This is a genomic window from Arthrobacter sp. E3 (assembly GCF_017353415.1).
Taxonomy (GTDB): domain Bacteria; phylum Actinomycetota; class Actinomycetes; order Actinomycetales; family Micrococcaceae; genus Specibacter.
The window spans coordinates 71,899-94,941 of the sequence record NZ_JAFMPX010000001.1 but is presented as its reverse complement, the minus strand read 5'-3'; the positions used below and the strand labels follow the sequence as shown (position 1 = coordinate 94,941).

General features: G+C 62.2%; 22 protein-coding genes. 18 read left to right on the top strand and 4 right to left on the bottom strand.

Features of this window, described 5'->3' with window-relative positions:
- Positions 1–32 precede the first annotated feature (32 nt).
- Genes JMA46_RS00440 through JMA46_RS00430 form a run of 3 tightly spaced genes read left to right on the top strand, consistent with a single transcriptional unit; the run spans position 33 to position 3,195 of the window.
- Positions 33–737, top strand: coding sequence for a demethylmenaquinone methyltransferase (locus JMA46_RS00440; RefSeq protein WP_207343328.1), 705 nt, complete (start codon positions 33–35; stop codon positions 735–737).
- A gap of 35 nt (positions 738–772) precedes the next feature.
- On the top strand, positions 773–2,092 hold the full coding sequence (locus JMA46_RS00435) for a geranylgeranyl reductase family protein (protein ID WP_207343327.1): 1,320 nt from the start codon (positions 773–775) through the stop codon (positions 2,090–2,092).
- Positions 2,092–3,195: a polyprenyl synthetase family protein gene (locus tag JMA46_RS00430; protein WP_207343326.1), complete on the top strand. Its 1,104-nt coding sequence runs from the start codon at positions 2,092–2,094 to the stop codon at positions 3,193–3,195. The genes JMA46_RS00435 and JMA46_RS00430 overlap by 1 nt, the downstream gene beginning before the upstream one ends.
- A gap of 17 nt (positions 3,196–3,212) precedes the next feature.
- On the opposite strand, the gene JMA46_RS00425 is transcribed toward JMA46_RS00430, so the two are convergent.
- From JMA46_RS00425 to JMA46_RS00415, 3 genes are all read right to left on the bottom strand, one after another.
- Positions 3,213–3,815 (bottom strand): hypothetical protein, encoded by a 603-nt coding sequence (locus JMA46_RS00425; RefSeq protein ID WP_207343325.1) that lies wholly within the window; start codon positions 3,813–3,815, stop codon positions 3,213–3,215.
- A gap of 78 nt (positions 3,816–3,893) precedes the next feature.
- Entirely contained in the window at positions 3,894–4,313 is a 420-nt protein-coding gene (locus tag JMA46_RS00420) for a hypothetical protein (RefSeq protein WP_207343324.1), read from the bottom strand.
- 42 nt (positions 4,314–4,355) lie between these two features.
- Positions 4,356–5,000 carry a trimeric intracellular cation channel family protein gene (locus JMA46_RS00415; RefSeq protein ID WP_207343323.1) on the bottom strand — a complete coding sequence of 215 codons (645 nt, stop codon included), beginning with the start codon at positions 4,998–5,000 and terminating at the stop codon, positions 4,356–4,358.
- A gap of 356 nt (positions 5,001–5,356) precedes the next feature.
- Here JMA46_RS00415 and JMA46_RS00410 point away from each other — a divergent pair, with 356 nt between their 5' ends.
- From JMA46_RS00410 to JMA46_RS00400, 3 genes are all read left to right on the top strand, one after another.
- Positions 5,357–5,785 (top strand): HSP20 family small heat-shock protein, encoded by a 429-nt coding sequence (locus JMA46_RS00410; protein ID WP_207343322.1) that lies wholly within the window; start codon positions 5,357–5,359, stop codon positions 5,783–5,785.
- A 175-nt stretch (positions 5,786–5,960) separates the two neighbouring features.
- Positions 5,961–6,920, top strand: coding sequence for an ATP-binding cassette domain-containing protein (locus JMA46_RS00405; RefSeq protein WP_207343321.1), 960 nt, complete (start codon positions 5,961–5,963; stop codon positions 6,918–6,920).
- Position 6,921: 1 nt separating this feature from the next.
- The gene (locus tag JMA46_RS00400) at positions 6,922–8,142 is read left to right on the top strand and encodes an ABC transporter permease (RefSeq protein ID WP_207343320.1); all 1,221 of its coding nucleotides are present in this window, start codon (positions 6,922–6,924) and stop codon (positions 8,140–8,142) included.
- Positions 8,143–8,148: 6 nt separating this feature from the next.
- Here JMA46_RS00400 and JMA46_RS00395 read toward each other — a convergent pair whose 3' ends face one another.
- A complete protein-coding gene (locus JMA46_RS00395) occupies positions 8,149–9,483 on the bottom strand; it encodes an NAD(P)/FAD-dependent oxidoreductase (protein ID WP_207343319.1) in 1,335 nt (444 codons plus the stop codon).
- 246 nt (positions 9,484–9,729) lie between these two features.
- On the opposite strand from JMA46_RS00395, the gene JMA46_RS00390 reads away from it, so the two are divergent.
- The 12 genes from JMA46_RS00390 (at position 9,730) to pnuC (ending at position 23,043) form a co-directional block, all read left to right on the top strand.
- On the top strand, positions 9,730–11,316 hold the full coding sequence (locus JMA46_RS00390) for an MFS transporter (RefSeq protein WP_207343463.1): 1,587 nt from the start codon (positions 9,730–9,732) through the stop codon (positions 11,314–11,316).
- An 8-nt stretch (positions 11,317–11,324) separates the two neighbouring features.
- The gene (locus JMA46_RS00385) at positions 11,325–11,810 is read left to right on the top strand and encodes a CBS domain-containing protein (RefSeq protein ID WP_207343318.1); all 486 of its coding nucleotides are present in this window, start codon (positions 11,325–11,327) and stop codon (positions 11,808–11,810) included.
- A gap of 83 nt (positions 11,811–11,893) precedes the next feature.
- Positions 11,894–12,934, top strand: coding sequence for a pyruvate dehydrogenase (acetyl-transferring) E1 component subunit alpha (pdhA, locus tag JMA46_RS00380; RefSeq protein WP_207343317.1), 1,041 nt, complete (start codon positions 11,894–11,896; stop codon positions 12,932–12,934).
- Positions 12,931–13,944 carry an alpha-ketoacid dehydrogenase subunit beta gene (locus JMA46_RS00375; RefSeq protein ID WP_207343316.1) on the top strand — a complete coding sequence of 338 codons (1,014 nt, stop codon included), beginning with the start codon at positions 12,931–12,933 and terminating at the stop codon, positions 13,942–13,944. Before pdhA ends, JMA46_RS00375 begins: the two co-directional genes overlap by 4 nt.
- A gap of 9 nt (positions 13,945–13,953) precedes the next feature.
- Positions 13,954–15,330, top strand: a complete 1,377-nt coding sequence (locus tag JMA46_RS00370) for a dihydrolipoamide acetyltransferase family protein (protein ID WP_207343315.1) — start codon at positions 13,954–13,956, stop codon at positions 15,328–15,330.
- A gap of 93 nt (positions 15,331–15,423) precedes the next feature.
- Positions 15,424–16,146, top strand: a complete 723-nt coding sequence (locus tag JMA46_RS00365; protein WP_247646931.1) for a CbiX/SirB N-terminal domain-containing protein — start codon at positions 15,424–15,426, stop codon at positions 16,144–16,146.
- Between the two features lie 266 nt (positions 16,147–16,412).
- The gene (locus tag JMA46_RS00360; RefSeq protein WP_207343314.1) at positions 16,413–18,164 is read left to right on the top strand and encodes a nitrite/sulfite reductase; all 1,752 of its coding nucleotides are present in this window, start codon (positions 16,413–16,415) and stop codon (positions 18,162–18,164) included.
- The gene (locus tag JMA46_RS00355) at positions 18,161–18,874 is read left to right on the top strand and encodes a phosphoadenylyl-sulfate reductase (RefSeq protein WP_207343313.1); all 714 of its coding nucleotides are present in this window, start codon (positions 18,161–18,163) and stop codon (positions 18,872–18,874) included. The genes JMA46_RS00360 and JMA46_RS00355 overlap by 4 nt, the downstream gene beginning before the upstream one ends.
- A complete protein-coding gene (gene cysD / locus JMA46_RS00350; RefSeq protein ID WP_207343312.1) occupies positions 18,871–19,824 on the top strand; it encodes a sulfate adenylyltransferase subunit CysD in 954 nt (317 codons plus the stop codon). The genes JMA46_RS00355 and cysD overlap by 4 nt, the downstream gene beginning before the upstream one ends.
- Positions 19,824–21,200: a GTP-binding protein gene (locus JMA46_RS00345; RefSeq protein WP_207343311.1), complete on the top strand. Its 1,377-nt coding sequence runs from the start codon at positions 19,824–19,826 to the stop codon at positions 21,198–21,200. Before cysD ends, JMA46_RS00345 begins: the two co-directional genes overlap by 1 nt.
- 178 nt (positions 21,201–21,378) lie before the next feature.
- Positions 21,379–22,308, top strand: a complete 930-nt coding sequence (locus JMA46_RS00340) for an urea transporter (protein WP_348770012.1) — start codon at positions 21,379–21,381, stop codon at positions 22,306–22,308.
- A 66-nt stretch (positions 22,309–22,374) separates the two neighbouring features.
- Positions 22,375–23,043, top strand: coding sequence for a nicotinamide riboside transporter PnuC (gene pnuC, locus JMA46_RS00335; protein WP_247646930.1), 669 nt, complete (start codon positions 22,375–22,377; stop codon positions 23,041–23,043).

Here is a 23,043-nt window from a genome sequence, read left to right as displayed (position 1 = left end):
CGAAGTACAGCAAAGTTTGAGAGACTATGGGGGTGAAGCGTGCATCCTTGGAGAAGCGTCCGGAAGAAATGGCCGCCATGTTTGACGACGTGGCCCCTAAATACGACATCGTCAATGACATTCTGTCCATGGGACAGACGCGTCGTTGGCGTCGCGTTGTGGTTGACGCGGTAGGCGCCGCGCCCGGACAAAAAGTCCTAGACCTGGCTGCTGGCACGGGTACCTCAAGCGAACCGTATGCCGACGCAGGCATCCACGTGGTGGCCTGCGACTTCTCCATAGGCATGCTCAAGGTGGGCAAGCGCCGACGCCCCGACATTGATTTTGTTGCCGGTGACGCCATGAACCTGCCATTCGCCGACAACTCCTTTGACGCCTCCACCATCTCCTTTGGCCTGCGCAACGTCATGGACCCGAAGAAGGCCCTGCGCGAGATGCTGCGCGTGACCAAACCCGGCGGCAAGGTTGTGGTGGCGGAGTTTTCACACCCCACGGTGGCCCCGTTCCGCACCGTCTACACCGAATACTTGATGCGTGCACTGCCGCCCATTGCGAGAACGGTCGCCTCCAACCCGGACGCCTACGTCTATCTGGCCGAGTCCATCCGCGCGTGGCCCAACCAGGACAGTCTGTCCGCCTGGCTCAGCGAATCAGGCTGGCAGGATGTCACCTACCGGAACTTGAGCGGCGGCATTGTGGCCGTCCACCGCGCCACCAAGCCGCTGCCGACCAACTAGCGCCCGCTCCACTAACTAAAGGAACTCCGCACACTGTGAAGGTACTGATCGTGGGGGCCGGCCCCGCCGGATCCACAGCCGCCTACCACCTGGCAACAGCCGGGATTGACGTTACCGTGCTGGAAAAGACCCGCTTTCCGCGCGAAAAGGTTTGCGGTGACGGCCTGACGCCGCGCGCCGTGCGCGAAATGCAGCTCATGGGCCTGCCGCACGACCCCACCGAAGGCTGGCGCCGCAACAAAGGCCTGCGCCTGATCGCCGGCGGCCGCCAAATCGAGGTCCCCTGGCCGGAGCTGAGTAACTTCCCCGACTACGGTCTGATCCGCACCCGTCTGGGCTTCGACGAGGCCCTTGCCGCGCACGCCCGGGCCGCGGGCGCCGTCATCCTTGAGGGCCACTCCGTCTCCACTGCCCTGACGGACGACGCCGGAACCGTGGTGGGTGCCAGGGCGTCGCTTTTGGACGACTCGGGCAGGAAGACGGGCGAATCCGTGGACTTCTTTGCCGATGTGGTGCTGGCCGCTGACGGCAACTCCACTCGTACGGCCGTCTCCCTGGGTCATGAGAAGCGTGACGACAGGCCGATGGGCGTCGCGTACCGCACTTACTTCACCTCCCCGCGCCACGATGACGACTGGATGGAGGGTTGGCTGGAGCTGAACTCTCCCGACGGCAAGATCCTGCCCGGCTACGGCTGGGTGTTCGGAGTTGGCGACGGGACTTCCAACGTGGGCCTGGGCATTTTGAACTCCTCCAAGGAATTCGGAAAATTGGACTACCGCCAGGTGCTGCGCGACTGGACTGCCGCAATGCCCGCTGAGTGGGGCTTCACAGCCGAAAACCAGGTGGGCCCCATCCGCGGTGCCGCGCTGCCCATGGGGTTCAACCGGACGCCGCACTACTCCGCAGGCCTGATGCTGCTGGGCGATGCTGGCGGCATGGTCAGCCCGTTCAACGGCGAAGGTATTTCCTACGCCATGGAATCCGCCCGGTTCGCAGCCGAGTTCATTGTGCGGGCGGCAGGCACCAACTCTGCGTTGGCCGCCAACCACGCACTCTCCGGCTACAGCGACTTTGTCCGCGATGAGTGGGGAAGCCACTTCACCCTGGGGCGCGCATTCGCCTCACTCATCGGCAAACCGAGCATCATGAAGTTGGCGCTGCGCACAGGCATGCCCCTGCCCGTGCTGATGCGATTCGTGGTGCGCCTGATGGCAAACCTCACGGACAAGAACGAACGAGGTCTTGAAGATAGAGTGATTCATTTACTGGAAAAAATGGTTCCCGCCACCGGAAATCAGGACATGTCCGGCACATCCAAGCAACAATCCCTTCCACTAGTTAGTGTTAAGTAGTGACTACTTCTGCGAACCACAGCTGGGCCCCCGCTGGTCAAGGACGCCCTGAATCGCACGACCCCAATCCCAGCACCATGGCCATCGCCACGGAAATGCAACTGCCGTCCGGGTTTTCAGCCGTTGCTGACGATCCGGAGCTGGGACCCTCGATTGCCATGAGCCTCGCCCGGGTGGAGAAGCGGCTGCGCGAGGCGATTGCCCACTCCGACCCGTTGGCCGATGCGACCAGCCGTCACCTCGTTGAAGCTGGTGGCAAACGGATCCGTCCGCTGCTGGTACTTCTAGCCGCCCACCTCGGGGACCCGAACCGGGACGAAGTGGTGCAGGCCGCCGTCGTGGTTGAACTGACGCACCTGGCCACCCTGTACCACGATGACGTCATGGATTCCGCTCCCTTCCGCCGCGGCGCACCCACGGCGCACGAGGTTTGGGGCAACACCGTGGCCATCCTGACCGGGGACCTGATCTTTGCCCGCACCTCCATTCTGGTGTCGGAACTTGGCGGCCGGGCGTTGGGCATCCAGGCCCGCACATTTGAACGACTGTGCCTGGGCCAGTTGCATGAAACCGTGGGGCCGCGCGACGACGAGGACCCGATTGAGCACTATCTGTCCGTCATCGCAGACAAAACCGGATCGCTCGTGGCCGCGTCGGGGCAGCTTGGCGCGATCTTCGCCGGGGTCGACGAGGAAATTCAGGACGTGCTGTTGGAGTACGGCGAAAAGGTGGGCGTGGCTTTCCAGCTGGCCGACGACGTCATTGATGTCACAGGATTGAAGCAGGTTTCCGGGAAGGTCCCCGGCACGGACCTGCGCGAGCGCGTGCCAACCATGCCGGTGCTGTTGCTGCGCAACGCTGCGGCAGCCGGGGATGCCGAAGCTGCTGCCGTGCTTGCACTTGTTGACGGCGACCTGGACAGTGACGAGTCATTGACAGCCGCCGTGACGGCGCTGCGTGAGCACCCAGTCACCGCTGAATCGTGGGCTGTGGCCCGGGAATGGTCGGCTGCGGCCATTGCGGTGCTGGCACCCATGCCCGAAGGCACCGTGAAGACGGCTCTTTCCTACTTTGCTGAAGCGGTGGTAGACCGCGACCTCTAAGTGGGGGCGTGCGGCAGTCAGCCGGTGCGTCCACCGATCCTTGGGAGCAAGAAGGGGCTGGCACCTTCTTCGCTGTTGTTCCAATGAGTTGGAGTGCTGTTGCGTCGCATGGCAGCCTCGGCCGCGCTGGCGAGGCCGGCGTCCTCAACACTGAGCATCATGCTGCTGTGTTGGAGGTTGAAGAAACGGATCACAATCCGGCGGCCATTGACGCTCCACACGCAGGCGGGCACCACGGGGTCATGCCAAGGGTTGGTCGGCTCACCGTAGAGTGCGGTCAGTCGCTGGAGAAAGTCCTCAAAGCCCTGCCGCGTGGAAGGGTTGTCCGTGTCCATGGACGAGTACAGGTGCATGCTGATGCCCACGAAGCGCCCGTTGTGGGAGGTCCAAGAAGACATAATCTCACGCGGCTTCTCCCCGATGCCCAGCGAGTAGTGATGCGTCTCTGTGGCAGTGACGGCATCATCCCAGCTGGCCCCGGAGGTGAAGCCCAGATCCAAGAACAACGTTTTTCTGTCGAATTCAGAGCGCGGCCAGCGGCCCTCGACCAACTTTTCAATAAGGCCCACAATCTCAGCGGGATCGGGAACTAACGTTGTCAAAGGCTGCTGTGCGTCCATAAACGCAACGCTACCGCCACCGGAGGAATATTCCCATAGCCGCAACCTTATAGTTATCCGTGCATCCGTTCGCCTGGACTAGTCCTCGTCGGTGAAGACCCAGTCGAGCATGTCAAACACAAACTCGCTGAACGTGCCTTCTTCGTTGACCCATGCACCCGTGGCATTGTTCCGCCGCCATACGATGGGATCCGGGACATCGGCCTGATCCACCAGCATGCCCCACGTGTAGGCCTCGTCCTCGTCCTCAAGGAACAACAGGTAGCCGTCCTCAATTTCAAGCTCTTCGGGATCCCAAAAGTAGTAGTACGCCTCCATGAGCTCTTCACAATTGCCCAAGGCGTGCAGAAATTCACGCAGAACCAGCGGCACCTTGATCTGCAGTTCCTTAAAGACCGTGTCAAGGTCGGACAGCGTGATGCCGTCGGCCTCCTGCCACGGCTCCGCCAGGTACAAGGGCACCAGGCCGCGGAACTTCTCTACGAACATGTCAGACATTCAAATCTCCGAAAATTGGCGTGCACTGCTCCAAGGACAATTCTAGCTGCGGCGGGGCCGCCGTGCCGCCCAACTTCTAGCCGCCAAGGGAGCATGCCAGCCATACCGGAGGCTGAGCAGGCGGAACGTGAAAACGACGACGGCGGCAACGGTTCCGGTTGCCAGGTTCAGCCATCCAACATGCCACAGCACAGTGGCCAAGGCGGCGCCGGCAAAGGCCGGGATGGCGTAAAGATCCTTGGGATCAAAGACCTTCGGTACGTCATTGGCTGTGATATCACGCAGGATGCCACCGCCCACAGCAGTGGTGACGCCCAACAGGATCGAAGCGACGGGATTCATCCCGGCCTCCAGCGCCTTCAGCGTGCCGGTGATGCAAAACAGAGCCAGCCCTCCGGCGTCGAACATGAACAAGAGGCGGCCGCTGCGCTTGACGTTCTTGACCGTGAAATAGACCAGGAGGGCGGCAGCCACGGGAGGCACCAAGTACAGCTGGTTGGTGAACGCGGCTGGCGGGCCCTGATCAAGAATGATGTCCCTGACCACCCCGCCACCCAAACCAACCATGGAGCCAAGCAGCACCGAGCCCACAAGGTCGAAGCCTTTGCGGGCTGCGAGCAGGCAGCCGGAAACGGCGAAGAAGAAGACGCCCAAAAGGTCGAGCATGAGCGGAAGGTCAAAGGTCATGAGTGCATTCGATAGGGGGTGGCAAAATGGCGGAGGCCGCATCAAGCCTACGCGGCGCCGCAGATGTGCGGCTAATCCTCTAGGACTCGGGCGGGGCACCTGCTGGCCAGTGCTGCCTTCAGCTGCATGTTTTCAGTTTCCAGAGCCAGCACCAGCTGCTTCGGTGTCTTGACTATGTTGCGTCTGCGTTCTATCTTAATTTCGTCACGAAGTTTCGGAAGAACTTCTTGCACCAATGCTTCATCTGTGTTATAAAAAATCTATACCTTCCACAACAGATCGTGGAGGGGACCAACAAATAAAAATGGCACCAAGTTCCACTGAGATCCAGTGGCGTTGAAAAGGAGTGAATTGCCATGTTGATGCGTACAGACCCGTTCCGTGAACTTGACCGCCTTGCCCAGCAGGTACTCGGCACAGCAGCCCGGCCAGCGGCGATGCCGATGGACGCGTGGCGTCAAGGTGACACTTTTGAGGTGGAGTTCGACCTGCCTGGAGTGAGCCCGGAGTCGATCAACCTGGATGTGGAACGCAACGTGGTCACCGTCAGGGCCGAACGCGAGGGCCTGGACGGGGACAGGGAAATGTTGGCCGCCGAGCGGCCGCGCGGAGTATTCAACCGCCAGTTGGTCCTAGGGGAGAACCTGGATACGGAGAATATCCAAGCCAGCTATGACACCGGTGTGCTGCGACTGCGCATTCCGGTGGCAGAAAAGGCCAAACCGCGCAAGATCGCCATCACCACGCAACAGAAGGAGGGGGAACGTCAAGCCATCAATGCCTGATCACTACAACTTGCAACAACGGAGTAAGAATAGGAACTGATAGAAAGGCGGCTTCTGCGAACCTTCCTTAACTGCAACGCTTAACTGCAACGGTCCCCGGCCAGATCCACGGCCGGGGACCGCTGCTGGTTCCGGACTACTAACCCATCGAAACCCGAAGGACTAGTGTGGCTGTATGAATGCTGCAGCGCCGCTCATCCACATCCATGACTTCCACATCCACTTTGGCTCCAAGAAGGTCATTGAGGGGCTGAGTTTTGACGTTGCCCGAGGTGAGACCTTCGGGTTTCTGGGTAGCAACGGCAGTGGAAAGACGACGACGATCCGCGCACTTCTGGGTATCTACCGTCCCACCTCGGGAACCCTTGAGATCAACGGGAAGGTGTTCAGTGACGACTTTGGCTCCCGGCTTGGGTACCTGCCGGAGGAGCGGGGACTGTACAAGAAAGAGTCGGTGCTTGACGTCATGACCTACTTCGGCCGGCTCAAGGGCCTGTCGAAACAGAACGCACAGGCATTTTCCCGGCAGTACCTGGACAGGGTGGATCTGGTGAACAAGGCCGATGTGCGCGTGGACAAGCTTTCCGGCGGGGAGCAGCAAAAGATCCAGCTGGGCGTGACCATCATGAACGAACCCGAATTGCTCATTCTCGATGAACCCACCAAGGGCTTTGACCCTGTCAACAGGCGGCTCCTGATGGACATCATCGAAGAGCGCAAGGAAGCCGGTGCCACGGTCATGATGGTCACCCACCAAATGGAGGAGGTGGAGCGGTTGTGTGACCGGATCATCCTCCTCAAGGACGGCAGGGCCGAGGCCTACGGCACCATCGACGAGGTACAGAATCAGTTTGGCGGGCGCACCATCAAACTCAAATACTCTGGGAACCTGCCAACCTCGTCGCACTACAAGGTGGCTCTGCATGAAACGAACTATGCGGAGCTGTCCGTGGATGAGAGCATCGACGAGGCGCAGATACTCAAGGAACTGGTGCTGGCTGGCGTGGTGGTGCGCGGATTTGTGGCAGCCAAACGCAGCCTGGATGACATCTTCATCCAGATCTACGGCGAAGAGGTGGCAGTTGGAAGCACCGGCACCGCGCCCGCCGGCAACACCCAAGGTCCGGTGAAGTGACATGGCCCGCCATAACCTGGGCACGGTAGTGCAATTTGAATTTACCAGGACCGTGAAAAAACGCCGCTTCTGGATTGCGACACTGGCCATTCCGGTGCTGCTGGCCATTGTCTTCGTGCTGGTCTTTGTCAGCAGTTCTTCGGCACAGAACCGCACGGAACAACAAAAAAACCAGAGCCTCGACTTCAGCTACACTGACGCTTCGCAGCTCATTGATCCGGCCGTTGCCACAGCGATGGGCGGGCGCGTCGAGACCAGCCCGGGCACCGCCGTCGAACGCGTGAAGGAAGGCAAACTCAATGCCTACTTCAGTTTCCCGGCCACCATCACGAAGGAACCGGTGCTGGTCTATGGCACGGACCAGGGCATTTTCAAGAACGGCACATACGATGCCGTGGCCAAGCAGCTCGTCATTCTTTCGGCCCAGGAAAAGGTGGGCTCGGCTGAACTGACGGCAGCCGTGCAGGGAAATTTCAGCACCGAAGCGCAAACGTTCAAGGACGGCCAACCCTCCGGCGGCTTGGAAACCGTGGTGCCGCCGCTGCTGTTCCTGGTGCTGTTCTATGTGGTCATCATCCTGCTGGCCAATCAAATGCTGGCCTCAACGCTGGAGGAGAAGGAGAACCGGGTCACCGAAATGATCCTGACCACCCTTGACCCCACAACGTTGGTGGTGGGCAAGGTGATTTCGCTGTTCCTTGTCGGTGCGGTGCAGGCGCTGGTGTTTTCGACTCCCATGCTGCTGGGCTATGTGTTCTTCCGCGGGCAGCTGGCCATCCCGGACTTTGACCTTTCCGCGCTGCAATTCCAGTTCCTGCCGATGCTGGTGGGCGCGCTTTTGTTTATTGGCGGTTTCATCCTCTTTACCGGCGTGCTGGTGGGCATTGGGGCCGTCATGCCCACGGCCAAGGATGCGGCTTCCGTGTTTGCCCCGGTCATGATCATGATGTTCGTCCCGTTTTACGTTGTGACCCTGGTGGTCAGCGACCCCGGCTCCATGATTGTGCAAGTCTTCACGTACTTCCCCTTCACGGCGCCCATCACCGCCATTCTGCGCAACGCGTTTGGCTCGCTCAACGGCGTCTCAGCGGTCATTGTGATTGCGGAACTATTTGTATTCGGCCTGCTGGCGCTGCGCGTTGCCGTGCACTTGTTCCGCTACGGCTCCATTGAGTATTCCCGCAAGCTCTCGCTGCGCAGGGCCTTCACGAAAAAGGGCTGAGCGACGCTAATCCTTCTTCTCGAACGTTTCCAGGAACGCCCGGCGGGGGTGTTCGATGCCCGGCAGTGCGGTGAGGTCGCGCTTGCTGAGGGCGCCGGCAATCCACGCCGAGAACACGTGCCACTTGCGGTTGAACGTTGGCACGGCCAGGCCGTGGTACATCCTGTCGACGATCCAGGCGGGCCTGTTTTTCAGTTCAATGCCCAGCACGACGGCGGCACCCCGGCCAACCCCGTAGCTCGCCAAGGTGCCCAGGGACTTGTGCTTGAACTCTGTCAGGGGCCTGCCGTCCAAGTCCGCTGCAATGTTCTGCGCCAGCACTTTCGCCTGGCGCATGGCGTTTTGTGCGTTTGGCGCGTAGAACGCCGGCTGCTTTTCGGCAGTTGTGTCGGGTACTTGAGCGTTGTCGCCGGCCGCCCAGACGCCTGGCACGGGTACGCCGTCGTCGTCGATGACCTGCAGCTTGGAATTGGCGCTGACATGCCCCTTGGGGCCGCGGGGAACGTCGGTGTCATCCAAGACAGGGTTGGGCTTGACGCCCGCCGTCCAGACAATGGTGTTCGTGGTGAAGGTGCTGCCGTCACTGAGGATCACCTGCGAATCCACGCAGGACTTCATGGTGGTCTCCAAACGAACTTCTATACCGCGTTCACGCAGCTGGGCAAGAGTGAACTTTGAGAGTTTAGGGCCTACCTCCGGCGCCACCCGGTCCAAGGCTTCCACCAGCACCCAACGCAGTTCGCTGCGGTTCAGCGACGGGCGTTCATCCACTGCGAGCTTGGCCAGGTCACTGAGCTCGCACAGAGCTTCCACCCCCGTGTATCCGCCACCCACGAAGACGAACGTCAAGGCCTTCGCCCGCACTTCCGGGTCGGTGGCTGCTGCCGCAAGGGCAATGTTTCCCAACACCTGGTTGCGTACGTGGACGGCTTCCGCAAGGGTCTTGAAACCGATACCGTGATCGGCCAAGCCCGGGGTGGGAAAGGTTCTGCTGACTGCGCCCATGGCCAGGACTACGTGGTCAAAAGCCACAGTGGAGGTTTCGCCGCTGAGTGATTCAAGGCGGGCAGTGCGTGCTGCCACGTCCAGCGAGAGGAGCCGTCCGCGAAACAGGTCCATGCCCTTCAGCGCACGGGTCAGATCCACCGCAACGCTGCGGGCGTCAAGCTCGCCCCCAGCCACCTCCGGCAGCAGAGGCTGGTACGTCATGTACGGGTTGGGTTCAACCACCGTGACCCGAGCCTTGCCTCGGGGAAGTGCTCGGCGCAGCCCCCAAGCGGTGTAGAGGCCGACGTATCCGCCGCCAAGAATAAGGATGTGAGGGGACTGCTTGGGTTTCATGACCGCTCCTGGTTGCTGACTGTTCACCGTAGCCGTTCGGCTGCCTTCCCTTCCACGATCGCCCTGTTGAGCACGGACGTCAATGACCGGCCGTCCCGTGCCCTTGACGCGCTGGCCTCACAGGGCTCTAATGGCCACATGGGGAGGCAGCGCAAAGGTAACGGTCCAACGGACCGGCCGCGTAGGGGAGAATCGGCCCGCGTGGCCTCCATCCTGCCAGTTTTCGGACCGCCGGCACATCCTCCGATGACGCCGTTGCAGCGCCGGGTTCTGTGGGTGGCCATCCTCGCGTCTTTCGTGGCGTTTCTTGACGGTGCCATTGTCAATGTGGCACTTCCTGCCATCGAAGATGATCTCGGTGGTGGCCTGCCAACCCAACAATGGGTGGTTGATGCCTACCTGCTGACCCTGGGGGCCTTGATTCTCCTGGCAGGTTCACTCTCCGACAACTTTGGCCGGATCCGCATACTTCGTCTGGGGTTGGCCATTTTTGGTATCGCGTCGCTGGCCTGCGCGGTGGCACCTACCGGGGGGCTCCTCATTGCTGCCCGTGCCGTTCAGGGTGCCGGGGCCGCACTCCTGGTGCCCAGCTCGCTGGCCATGATCACCTCCATTTTCACCGGCCCGGGCAGAGCCAAAGCCATAGGCACGTGGACCGCCTGGACTGGAACCGCGTTCGTTGCCGGCCCCCTGCTTGGAGGGGTGCTGGTGGAGTACATCAGTTGGCGGCTGGTGTTTGCCATTAATGTCATTCCCATCACCATCACGCTGGTGCTCCTTATGGGTTTGGGGCGGACCCGCACGGCTGCCCCGCAGCAAACGGGGGCAGTCTTCACCTCCGGACCGTTGGCCGTAGGACCATTCGACGCCGGAAAAGGACACCCGCCGGTCGACGTCGTCGGTGCAGTCCTGGCGGCGGTGGGACTGGCTGGCACAGTGTTTGCCTTGATTGAGCAGCAACGCCTCGGCTGGCAGAACCCCGCCGTCTTTCTTCCGTTCGTGGTGGGGATACTGCTGCTGGTTGCGTTCCTGGTTTGGGAGGCCAAGGCACGGCACCCCATGATGCCTCTGGTCCTGTTCCGGGCCCGTAATTTTGGTGTCGGCAATCTGGCCACGGCATTTGTCTATGCGGGAGTGTCACTGGGTCCGCTCATGGTGGTGATCTTCCTGCAGGAGGTTGCTGGATTCACGGCCGCGCAGGCTGGGCTGGCAACACTGCCGGTGGCGGTGCTTTCCATGTTCCTTGCAGGCGTGTTTGGAGGGTTGGCCGGGAGGTACGGCCCGCGCCTGTTCATGGCGGTGGGCCCGGTTGTGGCCGGCATCGGCTTTTTGTTGATGATGACAGCTGGCGAGCCGTTCAATTTCTGGCTGCAAATGCTTCCCGGCCTGGTTCTGTACGGCCTTGGCCTTGCCGTGACGGTGGCACCGCTGACCTCAGCCATTCTCAGTGCGGTCCCTCCGCTGCAAAGCGGCATTGGTTCGGCAGTGAACAACGCAGTCTCCCGGGTGGCGGGCCTGGTCGCCATCGCCTTGGCCGGGATCATCGTTGGTACAGCGCTGGATATTGACTCGTTCCGGCGCATCATGGCGGTGGTTGCAGTACTGCTGGTGATCGGAGGTGCCATCTCCGCCGTCGGCATTACCAACAAGGACGCCGGTGGCTTCATACCCGACGAATCGGCTGCCTGCTGCCAGGACAAGACCACTCCCGGAGCTGTCGCCGCCGGGTCCGGCCAGAGCGGCTTCGGGCAGCCGCGCAAAGGACAATACGCCGCAAAATTTGGGGCAGCCGGACACAGGTCCGGCCGCCACGGACCGTTACAAGCACCTTAGGAGAAACCATGGACGCCAGAATCCCCGCTACGGCGGCAGACATCATGAGCAGCCCGGTGATAGCCATTCCCGGGGACACGGCAGTGGCCGAGATCGCGGATTTGCTGCGGGCCAACCGGATCAGCGGCGTGCCCGTCGTGGACGACTCGGGTCACGTCTTAGGATTGGTGAGCGAATTCGACCTACTCGCCAAAGAGGGCACAACGGCAGCGTCCCTCATGACCACCGCCGTGATTTCCGTCAGCGCGGGAACCAAGATCGCAGACTTGCGGCACCTGCTGATCGAAAAGCGAGTTCGCCGGCTCCCGGTTCTGGAGGATGGTCGAGTCGTGGGAATCGTGAGCCGCGGAGACATTGTCTCGCTGCTTGCCACGGAATGGGTGTGTGCGGTGTGCGGGGAACCAGTACGCGGGCCCACCCCGCCGGATAAATGCCCCCGGTGCCAAGCCGACGGCAGCCGGTTTGAACTTCATGAACAGTCGCCCGGGACCTGAGAATCCCCTCACAGCAGGCCCGGCAACCGGGCACCACTCACCACAGCACTGCCAGAGCTATGCAGGCTTGAAGGAGAACCACAATGAAACAGTCGAGGACGGCGGAAGCCGACCAGTTGGTGGAGTTTTACCGGCGGATGGTACTCATCCGCAAGTTCGAATTGAGCGCGGACCAGATGTACAAACGCGCCAAGGTCGGCGGCTATTGCCACTTGAACCTGGGCGAAGAGGCGTCAGTGGTGGGGCTGATGGACGCGTTGCGGCCCACCGACTACCTTTTCACCAACTACCGGGACCATGGCTACGCCCTGATGCGTGGCATGGACACCGGCAAGGTAATGGCTGAACTGTTTGGCAAGTCCACCGGCGTCTCCAAAGGCCGGGGAGGGTCCATGCACCTGTTCGACACCGAGAAACGGATGCTCGGCGGATATGGGATTGTGGGCGGCCAGATCCCCCCGGCGACTGGCGCGGCGCTGGCATTGACGTACCGGGGTGCACCGGGACCGGACGCTGAGGCCGTCATGTGCCAGATGGGGGACGGGACCACCAACATCGGCGCATTCCACGAGTCCCTGAACTTGGCGGCTGTGTGGTCGCTGCCCATTGTCTATGTGGTCATTAACAACAGGCTCGGCATGGGCACCACCGTGGAGATGGCGGCAGGGGAGCCGGAACTGTACAAGCGCGGTGCCTCATACCGGATTCCCGGGGTCAGGGCCGACGGCGGGGACGTCCTGGCTGTGCGCCAAGCAGCCACAGAAGCGCTTGACCAAGCCCGGACGGAACGCCGGCCAGCCTTGCTGGAATTGATGAGCTACCGGCTGCGCGGACACTCCGTGGTTGACCCGGCAAGATACCGTTCTGCGGCGGATGTTGAAACTGCCCAAAAGGCGGATCCGGTGCCGGCATTGCGTGCCCAGCTGATTGCCGATGGCACGCTCACCGAAAAGCAGGCAGCGGCCATTGAAACCAAGGTGGACGGTGAGGTGGCGGCGGCCGTGGCATTTGCGGACGCGGGACCGGACCCCACCCCTGATCAACTCTTTGACTATGCGTATGCAACCCCGGTGCCCAATGCGCCCACGGCACTTCCCGGCGAAAGGATGGTGGTGCTGCCATGAGCACAGAAGCAGACAAGACAACGCTGGTCACTTACCGGCAGGCCCTGAACGACGCCCTCCGGAGCGAGATGAGCCGCGATGACAAGGTAATCCTCGTGGGTGAGGAAATCGGCATCTTTGAAGGTTCCTACAAAATCACGGCAGGGCTGCTAACCGAGTTCGGCCCGGAACGAGTCAGGGATACTCCCATCGCGGAGGAAGGCTTCGTGGGGGCGGCCATCGGTGCCGCCATGCTGGGCATGCGCCCGGTAGTGGAGATCATGACACTGAACTTCAGCCTGATCGCCATCGACCAGATCGTGAACCATGCAGCGAAGATCTACGGCATGTTCGGTGGGCAACAAAGCGTGCCCATGGTGATCAGAATGCCAGGCGGCGGCGGGCAGCAGCTGGCAGCCACACACTCCCAAAATCTAGAGGTCTGGTACGCGCACGTGCCCGGTCTCAAGGTGGTGGCACCCTCCACCCCCGCCGACGCCAAGGCGTTGCTGCTTGCGGCCATCCGGGACGACGACCCCGTCATCTTCTTGGAGAACCTTGCCCTGTACAACACGAAGGGTGAGGTTCCCGCAGGTGACGTGCCGGCGGAAATTGGCCGGGCCGCCGTCGTCAAGGAGGGCACCGACCTGACGGTAATCGCGTACTCGCGGGCCACGACCATCGCCGTTGAGGTTGCCCGCCAAATGGCGGAGGAAGGCATCTCCGTGGAGGTCGTGGACCTGCGCAGCCTGCGCCCCCTTGACCGTCCCACCATCTGTGCTTCGGTGCGCAAGACGGGCCGGGCCGTGGTGCTGGAGGACGACTGGCTCAGCTACGGGATCGGTGCTGAAATCTCCGCCACTTTGATGGAGGGTGCATTTGACTACTTGGACGCGCCCGTGCGCCGGGTGGCGGCGGCCGAAGTCCCGCTCCCATACGCGAAACCCTTGGAACGCCGCGCCCTGCCCGATGCCGGGGACCTGCGCCGCGTGATCCTTGAACTGCTCGATGACACAAGTTTCGAAAGCTAGGAGGACCCCATGCCAGAGGTAATTATGCCCCGCCTTTCCGACACCATGGAGGAAGGGATTCTGGGCCGTTGGCTCAAACACGTTGGCGACACAGTCAAGGCTGGCGACGTCATCGGCGAGATCGAAACGGACAAGGCCACGATGGACTTGGAGGCGTTTGACGACGGCGTGCTGGAGCGTCTGCTGGTGGCCGAGGGCGCCACTGTGGCCATCGGCCAGCCTGTCGCATTCATTGGTGACGGCAGCGGTACCGGCTCCGGTGCTGACTCTGAGTCTGGCTCCAGTTCCGGCGGCGAAGGAGGTGAAGGCGCGGAAAAGAAGGACGACGGCGGGGATGTGCCGGGCGCCGCTGCTCCGGAAGGCGGCGGTTCGGCAGAGACTGCGACGCCCGAAATCGGAGACGTTGCCCCGAAGAGTGATGCCCACCCCGATGCCGACCCCCACGGTCATGCCGATGGCAGGGTGTTCGCATCTCCGTTGGCGCGCAAGATGGCGGTGGAACGGGGCCTTGATCCTGCGGACATCAAGGGCACCGGTCCCGGAGGCCGGGTGGTCAGGGCGGATGTTCTGGCCGCCGAACACCACGCCCCTGGTGACCACGCCTCTGGCGACCATGCCGCTGCTGCCAGCCAGAATGAGAAGGCCCCCTCGCCGTCGTCCACGCCTGCACCGGCAACTGTTTCTGCACCTGCTGCACAGGAGGATTCGGTTGAGATCCCGTTGACGCAGATGCGCAAGGTCGTGGCCAAACGGCTGACCGAGAGCGCCGCGGTGCCGCACTTCTTCCTGACGGCCGTGGTTCAGATGGATGCGCTGCTGGAGTTCCGCAGTGGAATCAATGCGAGGTTTGCGGATGTGGGGGTCAAGGCTAGCGTCACCGACCTGCTGGTGCGCGCCTGTGCGGTGGCGCTGCGGGCACACCCGGTGGTGAATTCGTCGTGGGCCGGTGACAAGATCTATCAGCATCGGCACGTCAACGTGGGCCTGGCCGTTGCGGTACCGGACGGCCTGATTGTGCCTGTGGTGCGGGGTGCGGACCGGAAGGGCCTGGCGGAGATCGCCATGGAGACGCGTGAATTGGCGAGCAAGGCCAGGGAAGGGGCCTTGACACTGCAGCAGTTCAGCGGCGGGACGTTTACGGTCAGTAACTTGGGCATGTTTGGAATCGACAATTTCACGGCCATCATCAACCCGCCCGAAGCAGCGATCCTCGCCGTGGGTGCAACGTCGGAGGAGCCGGTGGTGCGCGACGGTGAACTCACCACACGGAAAGTACTCAAACTCACGCTGACGGTGGACCACCGGGTTCTCGATGGCGCCACAGCGGCCGCGTTCCTGCAGAATCTCAAGCAGATCTTGGAGGACCCGATGCGGATAATACTCTAAAGCCGAACCGGACGGCAGCCAGGCTCCCAACTAACGTACATTGGCAGCAAGATCAGCCCGCACGCCGGCAGCCCGGCCAGAAGGAGTTTGCCCATGAACCCGTCAAGAGTCGATGCAGCCCCACCAAGCACGGACACTGTCATGATCGCGTGCGCCCACGGCACCAACAACGCTGAGGGCCAGCAGCGCATCAATCAGATCAGGGAAGAAATTGCTGAACTTCGGCCGGGCCTGAGGGTCCTTGAGGCATACGTTGACGTTCAGGAGCCTGCGCTCCCCGACGTGGTGACGAGCGTGGCGCGTGAGGTGCGCGTCGTCGTCGTGCCGCTGCTGCTCACGGTGGGATTCCACGTGCAAGTGGACATTGCCGAAGCCGTTGCCAGCCGTCCGGACACGGTGGCCGCCGCACCGCTGGGGCCTGATCCCCGCCTGGCCAAACTACTGGATGAGCGGCTCGGGAAACTACCGCACGGTTGGGGGATTGTGCTGGCCGCTGCCGGATCTTCACGCCCGGAAGCCGCCGAGCAGATTGAAGTGCTGGCCGCTGATTTGGCTGTGCGCCGCCCGGAGCGGATCGTGGCAGCCTACGGGGCAAGCGCGCGCCCCTCGATACCGGAAGCCGTGGCACAGCTGCGGGCCGAGGGTGCGGCCGGGGTTGCCGTGGCGTCCTATCTCTTGGCGCCGGGCTATTTTCACGACCAACTGGCCAACGCCGGAGCAGACCTGGTGTCTGAACCGCTGCTGCCCTCGCAACTGCTGGCCGAGTTGGCCTTGGAGCACTTCGACGCAGCCATTTCCGCAGTACCGAGGGCCTGATTGCCGCGGAGCTGTCGGCTTCTGCGCACACCCCGGCGCCAACCATGCGCATGCGCCTTCATGCGCATGGTTAGAGCCCAACGCCGCGTAGAAGCTTACAGTTCTGCGCGCCAGGGGAGGCCCGGAGCCGTGCGTGGCAGGAAAAGCCGATCCGCCGGGCAAGCACAGAGCCGCGGTAAATGGTGCGTGTGACGAAATATTGCCCAAGGTGAACCCGCGTTGCAATCGTGATTGGTGCGGGCTCGGTGGCAACCTACGCTCGTTTCATGACACAGACAGCTCTAGCCGGAGCCACCTCCCCAGACACTAAAGCCACCCCTGCCTCGCGTCCGGTCCGCACACGTCCGGCCGCCAAACCGCACGGCCAGTGGAAGGTGGACGGCAAGGAACCGCTGAACCCGGTGGAGGTCTTCAAACAGGAGGACGACGGACTGTCCGTGCGCCACCGCATTGAGACCATCTACTCCAAGCAGGGCTTTGACTCGATCGCCGACGATGATCTGCACGGCCGTTTCCGCTGGTGGGGGCTGTACACGCAGCGCAAGCAGGGGATCGACGGCGGCAAGACGGCCTCGCTGGAACCGCATGAGCTCGAGGACAGCTACTTCATGATGCGGGTGCGGACCGACGGCGGAAAGCTCACCACCGAGCAGCTGCGCGTCATTGGCCGAATTTCCATTGACTTTGCGCGCAACACGGCGGATTTGACCAACCGCCAGAACATCCAGTTCCACTGGATCGAGGTCGAGAACGTTCCTGAGATCTGGCGCCGCCTCGAAGCCGCCGGCCTGCAAACCACCGAGGCGTGCGGTGATGTGCCCCGTGGCATGCTTGGCTCACCCGTGGCGGGCATCGCTAAAGCGGAGATCATTGACCCCACCGATTTCCTGCTGGAACTGCGCGAGCGGTTCATTGGCAACCCGCAGTTTTCCAACCTGCCGCGCAAGTACAAGACTTCCATCACCGGCTACCCGGACCATGACACCATCCACGAAATCAACGACATCTCCTTTGTTGGCGTGCGGCATCCGGAATTCGGTCCCGGTTACGACCTGTGGGTGGGCGGCGGGCTCTCCACCGCACCCCGGCTGGCCCAGCGTGTCGGCGTGTTTGTGCCGCCGGAAGAAGGCCCCGCAGTGTGGGAGGGCGTCACCAGCATCTTCCGTGATTATGGTTACCGGCGCATGCGCAACAAGGCTCGCCTGAAGTTCCTGATGGAGGACTGGGGTGCGGAGAAGTTCCGTCAGGTCCTCGAGGATGAATACCTGGGCCACCAGCTGCCCGACGGCGTGGTCCCGCCCAAGGCGAAAGTCAACGGTGACCATGTTGGGGTCCACGAGCAAAAGGACGGCAACTTCTTCATCGGCGCAGCCCCGTGCGTGGGACGTTTCTCCGGTACCGGAATGCTGGCCCTGGCTGATCTGCTGGAAGCGCACGGATCCCACCGTGTGCGCACCACCCCGCTGCAGAAAATCATCGCCCTGGATATTCCCAAGGACCACATTGAGGCAGTGATTTCCGGGCTGGATGAGATCGGGTTGTCCGCCCGGCCGTCCGTCTTCCGCCGCAACACCATGGCGTGCACCGGTGTCGAGTTTTGCAAGCTGGCCATCGTGAACACGAAGGACACGGCCATCAACATCATTGGTGAGCTCGAGGAGCGGCTGGCTGACCTCGTGGACGCCGGGGAACTTGATGAGCCGCTCACGCTGTACCTCAACGGCTGCCCCAACTCGTGTGCCCGCATCCAGACGGCGGACATTGGCCTGAAAGGCATCATTGTTCCCACGGCCGACGGCGGCACAACAGGAGGTTTTCAGGTCCACCTGGGTGGCGGCTTGTCCTCGCACAACCGTGAGGAGGCTGGCCTGGGCCGCACCGTTCGAGGACTCAAGGTGGCCATCCCCGACCTGCCCGACTACGTGGAGCGAGTCATTCGCAGTTACGTGGCCAACAAGCAGGCCGAAGAGACCTTTGCCGAGTTCGCCCACCGGGTTGATGAGGAGTTGCTCAAATGACTGTGACAACGCTCCGATCCCAGGCCGAGCTCCAAGCCTTGGCCGAATCCGGCGCAGCGGAACTGGCGTGGGACGCGTCCGCGCAGGAAGTCATCGCCTGGGTGGCGCGGAACTTCACAACGCAAGCATCCGCCGTCGCCTGTTCCATGGCCGACGCCGTGCTGCCGGCTTTGGTGGCCGAGCAGCTGCCAGGGGTGGACGTCTTGTTCCTGGACACCGGCTACCACTTCCCCGAAACCTACGCCACGCGGGATGAGGTTGCGGAGAACCTGCGGGTCAACGTGGTGGACGTCAAGCCGGTGCACACCGTGGCTGAGCAGGATTCACTGCTGGGCACGGACCTCTTTTCCCGGGATCCCGCCACGTGCTGTGCGCTGCGCAAGGTTGAACCGCTGCACCGCTCGCTCCAAGGCTACGAGTTGTGGTTCACCGGAGTGCGCCGCGACGAAGCCCCCACCCGCACCAACACGCCTTTGGTGGTGTGGGATGAAAAGAACGGGCTGATCAAGGTCAACCCGGTAGCCACGTGGAGCTATGAAGAACTACTGCGCTACTCCGATGACAACCTTTTGCCCGTGAATCCTTTGCTCAGCCAAGGCTACCCGTCCATTGGCTGCGCACCGTGCACCAACAAAGTGGCCCCCGGCGCCGACCCCAGGTCCGGACGCTGGGCCGGAACCTCCAAGACAGAATGCGGACTACACGTATGAGCACCCAAATTACTGAAACCCCTCTGGCGGTTGAAGCGCTCGAGACTCTCGAAGCCCCCGCCTTGAACTCCCTGGACATTCTTGAATCGGAGGCCATCCACATCATCCGTGAGGTGGTGGCCGAGTTTGAACGCCCGGCGCTGCTGTTCTCCGGCGGCAAGGACTCCGTCCTGATGCTTCACCTGGCCACGAAGGCGTTCTGGCCGGGCAAGGTCCCGTTCCCGGTGTTGCACGTGGACACCGGCCACAACTTCCCGGAGGTCATCGAATTCCGTGACCGCACCGTGGAACGCCTGGGCCTGCGCCTGGAAGTGGGCTCGGTGCAGCACTTTATCGACAGCGGCGAACTGGCTGAACGGGCTGATGGAACCCGCAACCCGTTACAGACCGTGCCGCTGCTGGACGCCATTGCCCGGAACCGCTTTGACGCCGTCTTTGGTGGCGGTCGCCGTGACGAGGACAAGGCCCGGGCCAAGGAGCGCATCCTGTCCCTGCGCGACGAGTTTGGCCAGTGGGATCCGCGCAACCAGCGCCCGGAACTGTGGAACCTGTACAACGGCCGCCACACGGTGGGCCAGCATGTGCGGGCGTTCCCCATCAGTAACTGGACCGAGCTGGATGTGTGGCGCTACATCGCCCGCGAGAACATTGAGCTGCCGGGCCTGTACTACGCCCATGAGCGGGAAGTGTTTGAACGCGACGGCATGTGGCGGGCGGTGGGCGAAGTTTCCAAGCCGCGCCCCACGGAGGAAGTCGTGCTCAAGCAGGTCCGCTACCGCACGGTGGGGGACATGTCCTGCACCGGCGCCGTGGCCTCCGACGCAACCACCGTCCACGACGTGGTGCGTGAAGTTGCCGCGTCCACCCTGACCGAACGTGGCGCCACCCGGGCCGATGACCGCATCTCCGAGGCAGCCATGGAAGACCGCAAGAAAGACGGCTACTTCTAATGAGCACCATCACCGAAGCGCCCCTCGCGCAATCAACACTCTTCCGCTTTGCCACGGCCGGTTCCGTGGACGACGGCAAGTCCACCCTCGTGGGCCGCCTGCTCCACGACTCCAAGGCCATCCTGGCCGACACGCTGGACGCCGTCACCCGCACCTCGGCCGACCGCGGCTTTGGCGGGGAGAACGGCAGCACGCAGAAGATCGATCTGGCGCTGCTCACCGACGGCCTGCGCGCGGAACGTGAACAGGGCATCACCATCGACGTGGCGTACCGCTACTTCGCCACGGACCGCCGCAGCTTCATCCTGGCCGACTGCCCCGGGCACGTGCAGTACACGAAGAACACGGTGACGGGCGCGTCCACTGCGGATGCCGTCGTCGTGCTTATCGACGCCCGCAAGGGGGTCCTGGAGCAGACGCGCCGGCACTTGTCGGTGCTGCGCCTGCTGCGGGTGCCGAACGTGCTTGTGGCCGTGAACAAGATTGACCTGGTCGATTTCCGCGAGGACATCTTCCGCGCCATTGAGACTGATCTGCACAAGGTGGCCGCGGAAATTGGCCTTAGCGACGTCGTGGTGGTGCCGGTTTCCGCTCTTGAAGGCGACAACGTGGTGGAGCCGTCCACGCACACGCCCTGGTACACCGGCCCCAGTCTGCTGGACATCTTGGAGACGCTGCCCAGCACCGATGAGCTGGAGCGCGGGCTGGAACCATTCCGCTTCCCCGTGCAGTTGGTGGTCCGCCCCCAGGGTGCGCTGGCGCCTGAGCTCGCTGACGCGGACGACGCCGGATCCTCCTTCCGCGACTACCGCGCCTATGCGGGACAAGTGGCTTCGGGGTCGGTGTCCGTGGGGGATGACATCACCGTACTGCCCTCGGGCCGCACTGCAACAGTGGCGGGCATTGACTTTGCCGGGCGATCCTTGGATCGGGCGGTGGCGCCGCAGTCGGTGTCACTGCGCCTGAGCGAGGAGATCGACATTGCCCGCGGCGACGTGATTGCGCAGACCGGCACCTTTGGCGAAGTGCGCCAAGACCTGTATGCGGAGCTGTGCTGGCTCTCCACGAAGCCGCTGCGTGAAGGGTCCAAAGTGCTGATCAAGCACGGCAGCAAGACGGTGCAGGGTTTGATCCGCGCAGTGACAGGCAAGCTCGACCTGGAGTCGTTCGCGTATGAAGCGGCGTCCGGGCTGGAGCTGAATGACATTGGCACAGCCCAGATCCGGCTAGCGTCTGCGTTGCCTGTCGAGACATATGCGCTGCACCGCCGCACCGGAGCGTTCTTGGTCATCGATCCGCAAGACGGCAACACGCTGGCTGCCGGGCTGGTCAGGGACCACCCCGGCGATCACGAAGATGAGCGCTACAGCATCTAAGTTCACGTGTCTGGTGGTCGAGCCTGTCGAGGTCCACGTCTCGGCAGCTTCGACCACCACCATCGATATGGCAGCTAACGCGGGTAATTGAGCCGGGCACCCGCATTATGTCCCATATAGACAGCCACAGAGTCGCGACGCGGGGTCTCGATCAGCGGCGGCAGGATACTATCGCCCTGTGCAACTAAATCAACTGCCTGTGCGCCGGTCTGGCTGGACCGGTCCTCGCAACGCCGTAACGGTGTTGTTGCTGGGGATGTCTCAGATTTTCTTTCAAGCGAAGGTAGTCCCCGGGCTGCTCATCCTCATCGCCTTCGTCATTGCCGACTGGCGGATGGCGCTCCTTGTTCTCTTAGGTGCGGCAAGCAATACCGTTGCCGGGGTGCTGCTGCGGTTTCCACCCAGCACGGTGCGCACGGGCCACCACGGATTTTGCGGTGCTTTGGTGGGAGCCGCAGCATTCGCCGCCCTGGGCGGCGGATGGTTGGGCGTAGTTGCGACCGTGATCGGCGGACTGCTGTGCGGGCCCATCACGTGGTTGCTGGTGAAGGCCTTCAGCTCTGCGCCGCTGAAAGCATTGCAGCTGCCGTACTTGACGGCACCATTTTGCATCGTCGCGAGTTTGATGTTCTTTGCCACCTCCGGCCACCACGTTGCCCGCGAGCCGGTGGTCTTGAATGAGAGCCTGACATCATTGTTCTTCCGCTCCATCCTGAGCAACGTGTCCCAGGTGGTCCTCGTCGATAGCGTCGTCGTCGGGGTGCTGATTCTGCTGGCCTTGTTCCTGTCGCACTGGAAGGTGGGGCTGGCTGCCGTGCTGGGCAGCGTGGTGCTGAGCGTTTTGGCTGTCTCAACAGGAAAAGACCAGTTGCTGCTGGGGCACGGAATGCTGGGCTACTCCGAAGTCCTGGTGTCCATCGCACTGGCTGCCGTGTTCCTGAAAGGGAGCTGGCAGCCATGGGTCATGGCCATCGCAGGAACCTTGCTGGTGGGCGTTGTGCGGATACCCATTCAGGATTGGGACGGCGTCTACACATGGCCTTTTGTGCTCACCACGTGGATACTGCTGTCCGTGGGTCACTTCATCCCTGGCATCAAACGCAGCTGAACCGCTTTGAAAGACTTTCACGACAAAGCCGTGTTAGAGTTATTATCAATTTGATAATAATAATAAATGCGACGCGGAGGAATCATGGAAGTGTTCATCGGCTGGCTGAATGACACAGCCTTCACCCTCATCAACAATCCCGTGAGCTGGGTTGAGGCCATCGGCTTTCTCACGGGGGCCGCCTGCGTGTGGGGAGTGGCCCGGCAGAAGATTTGGAACTGGCCTCTTGGTATTCTGAACAACCTGGCCTTCATCATCTTGTTCCTCGGCGCAGGACTGTACGGCGAAACGTTACTGCAGATCTGTTTCGCGGCCATAGCGGTCTATGGGTGGATCAAGTGGTCGCGCGGCGCCAGCGGCAATGCCGGCAGCAACGACCTCCCCATTCGCAACGCCACGCCGGCAGAAGTTGGGGCGGGAATGACCGCCGTCGTGCTGGCAACTGCGGCTATCGCCTACCTGCTGCACGCGGGCACCGATTCGCAAGTTCCAGTCCCCGACGCGTTTGTGCTGGCGGCGTCACTGGCGGCAACGTACGCTCAAGCCAAGAAGATCTTCCAACACTGGTATGTGTGGATTGTGATTGACCTGGTATCGATTCCGCTCTACTTCAGCCGTGGCTTGGCATTGACAGCCATTTTGTATATCGGTTTCCTGGCCCTGTGCGTCTATGGCCTAGTGGGCTGGAAACACCTCCGCGACGCGACTACTGAACCTGTACTGGAAAGAGTCTGA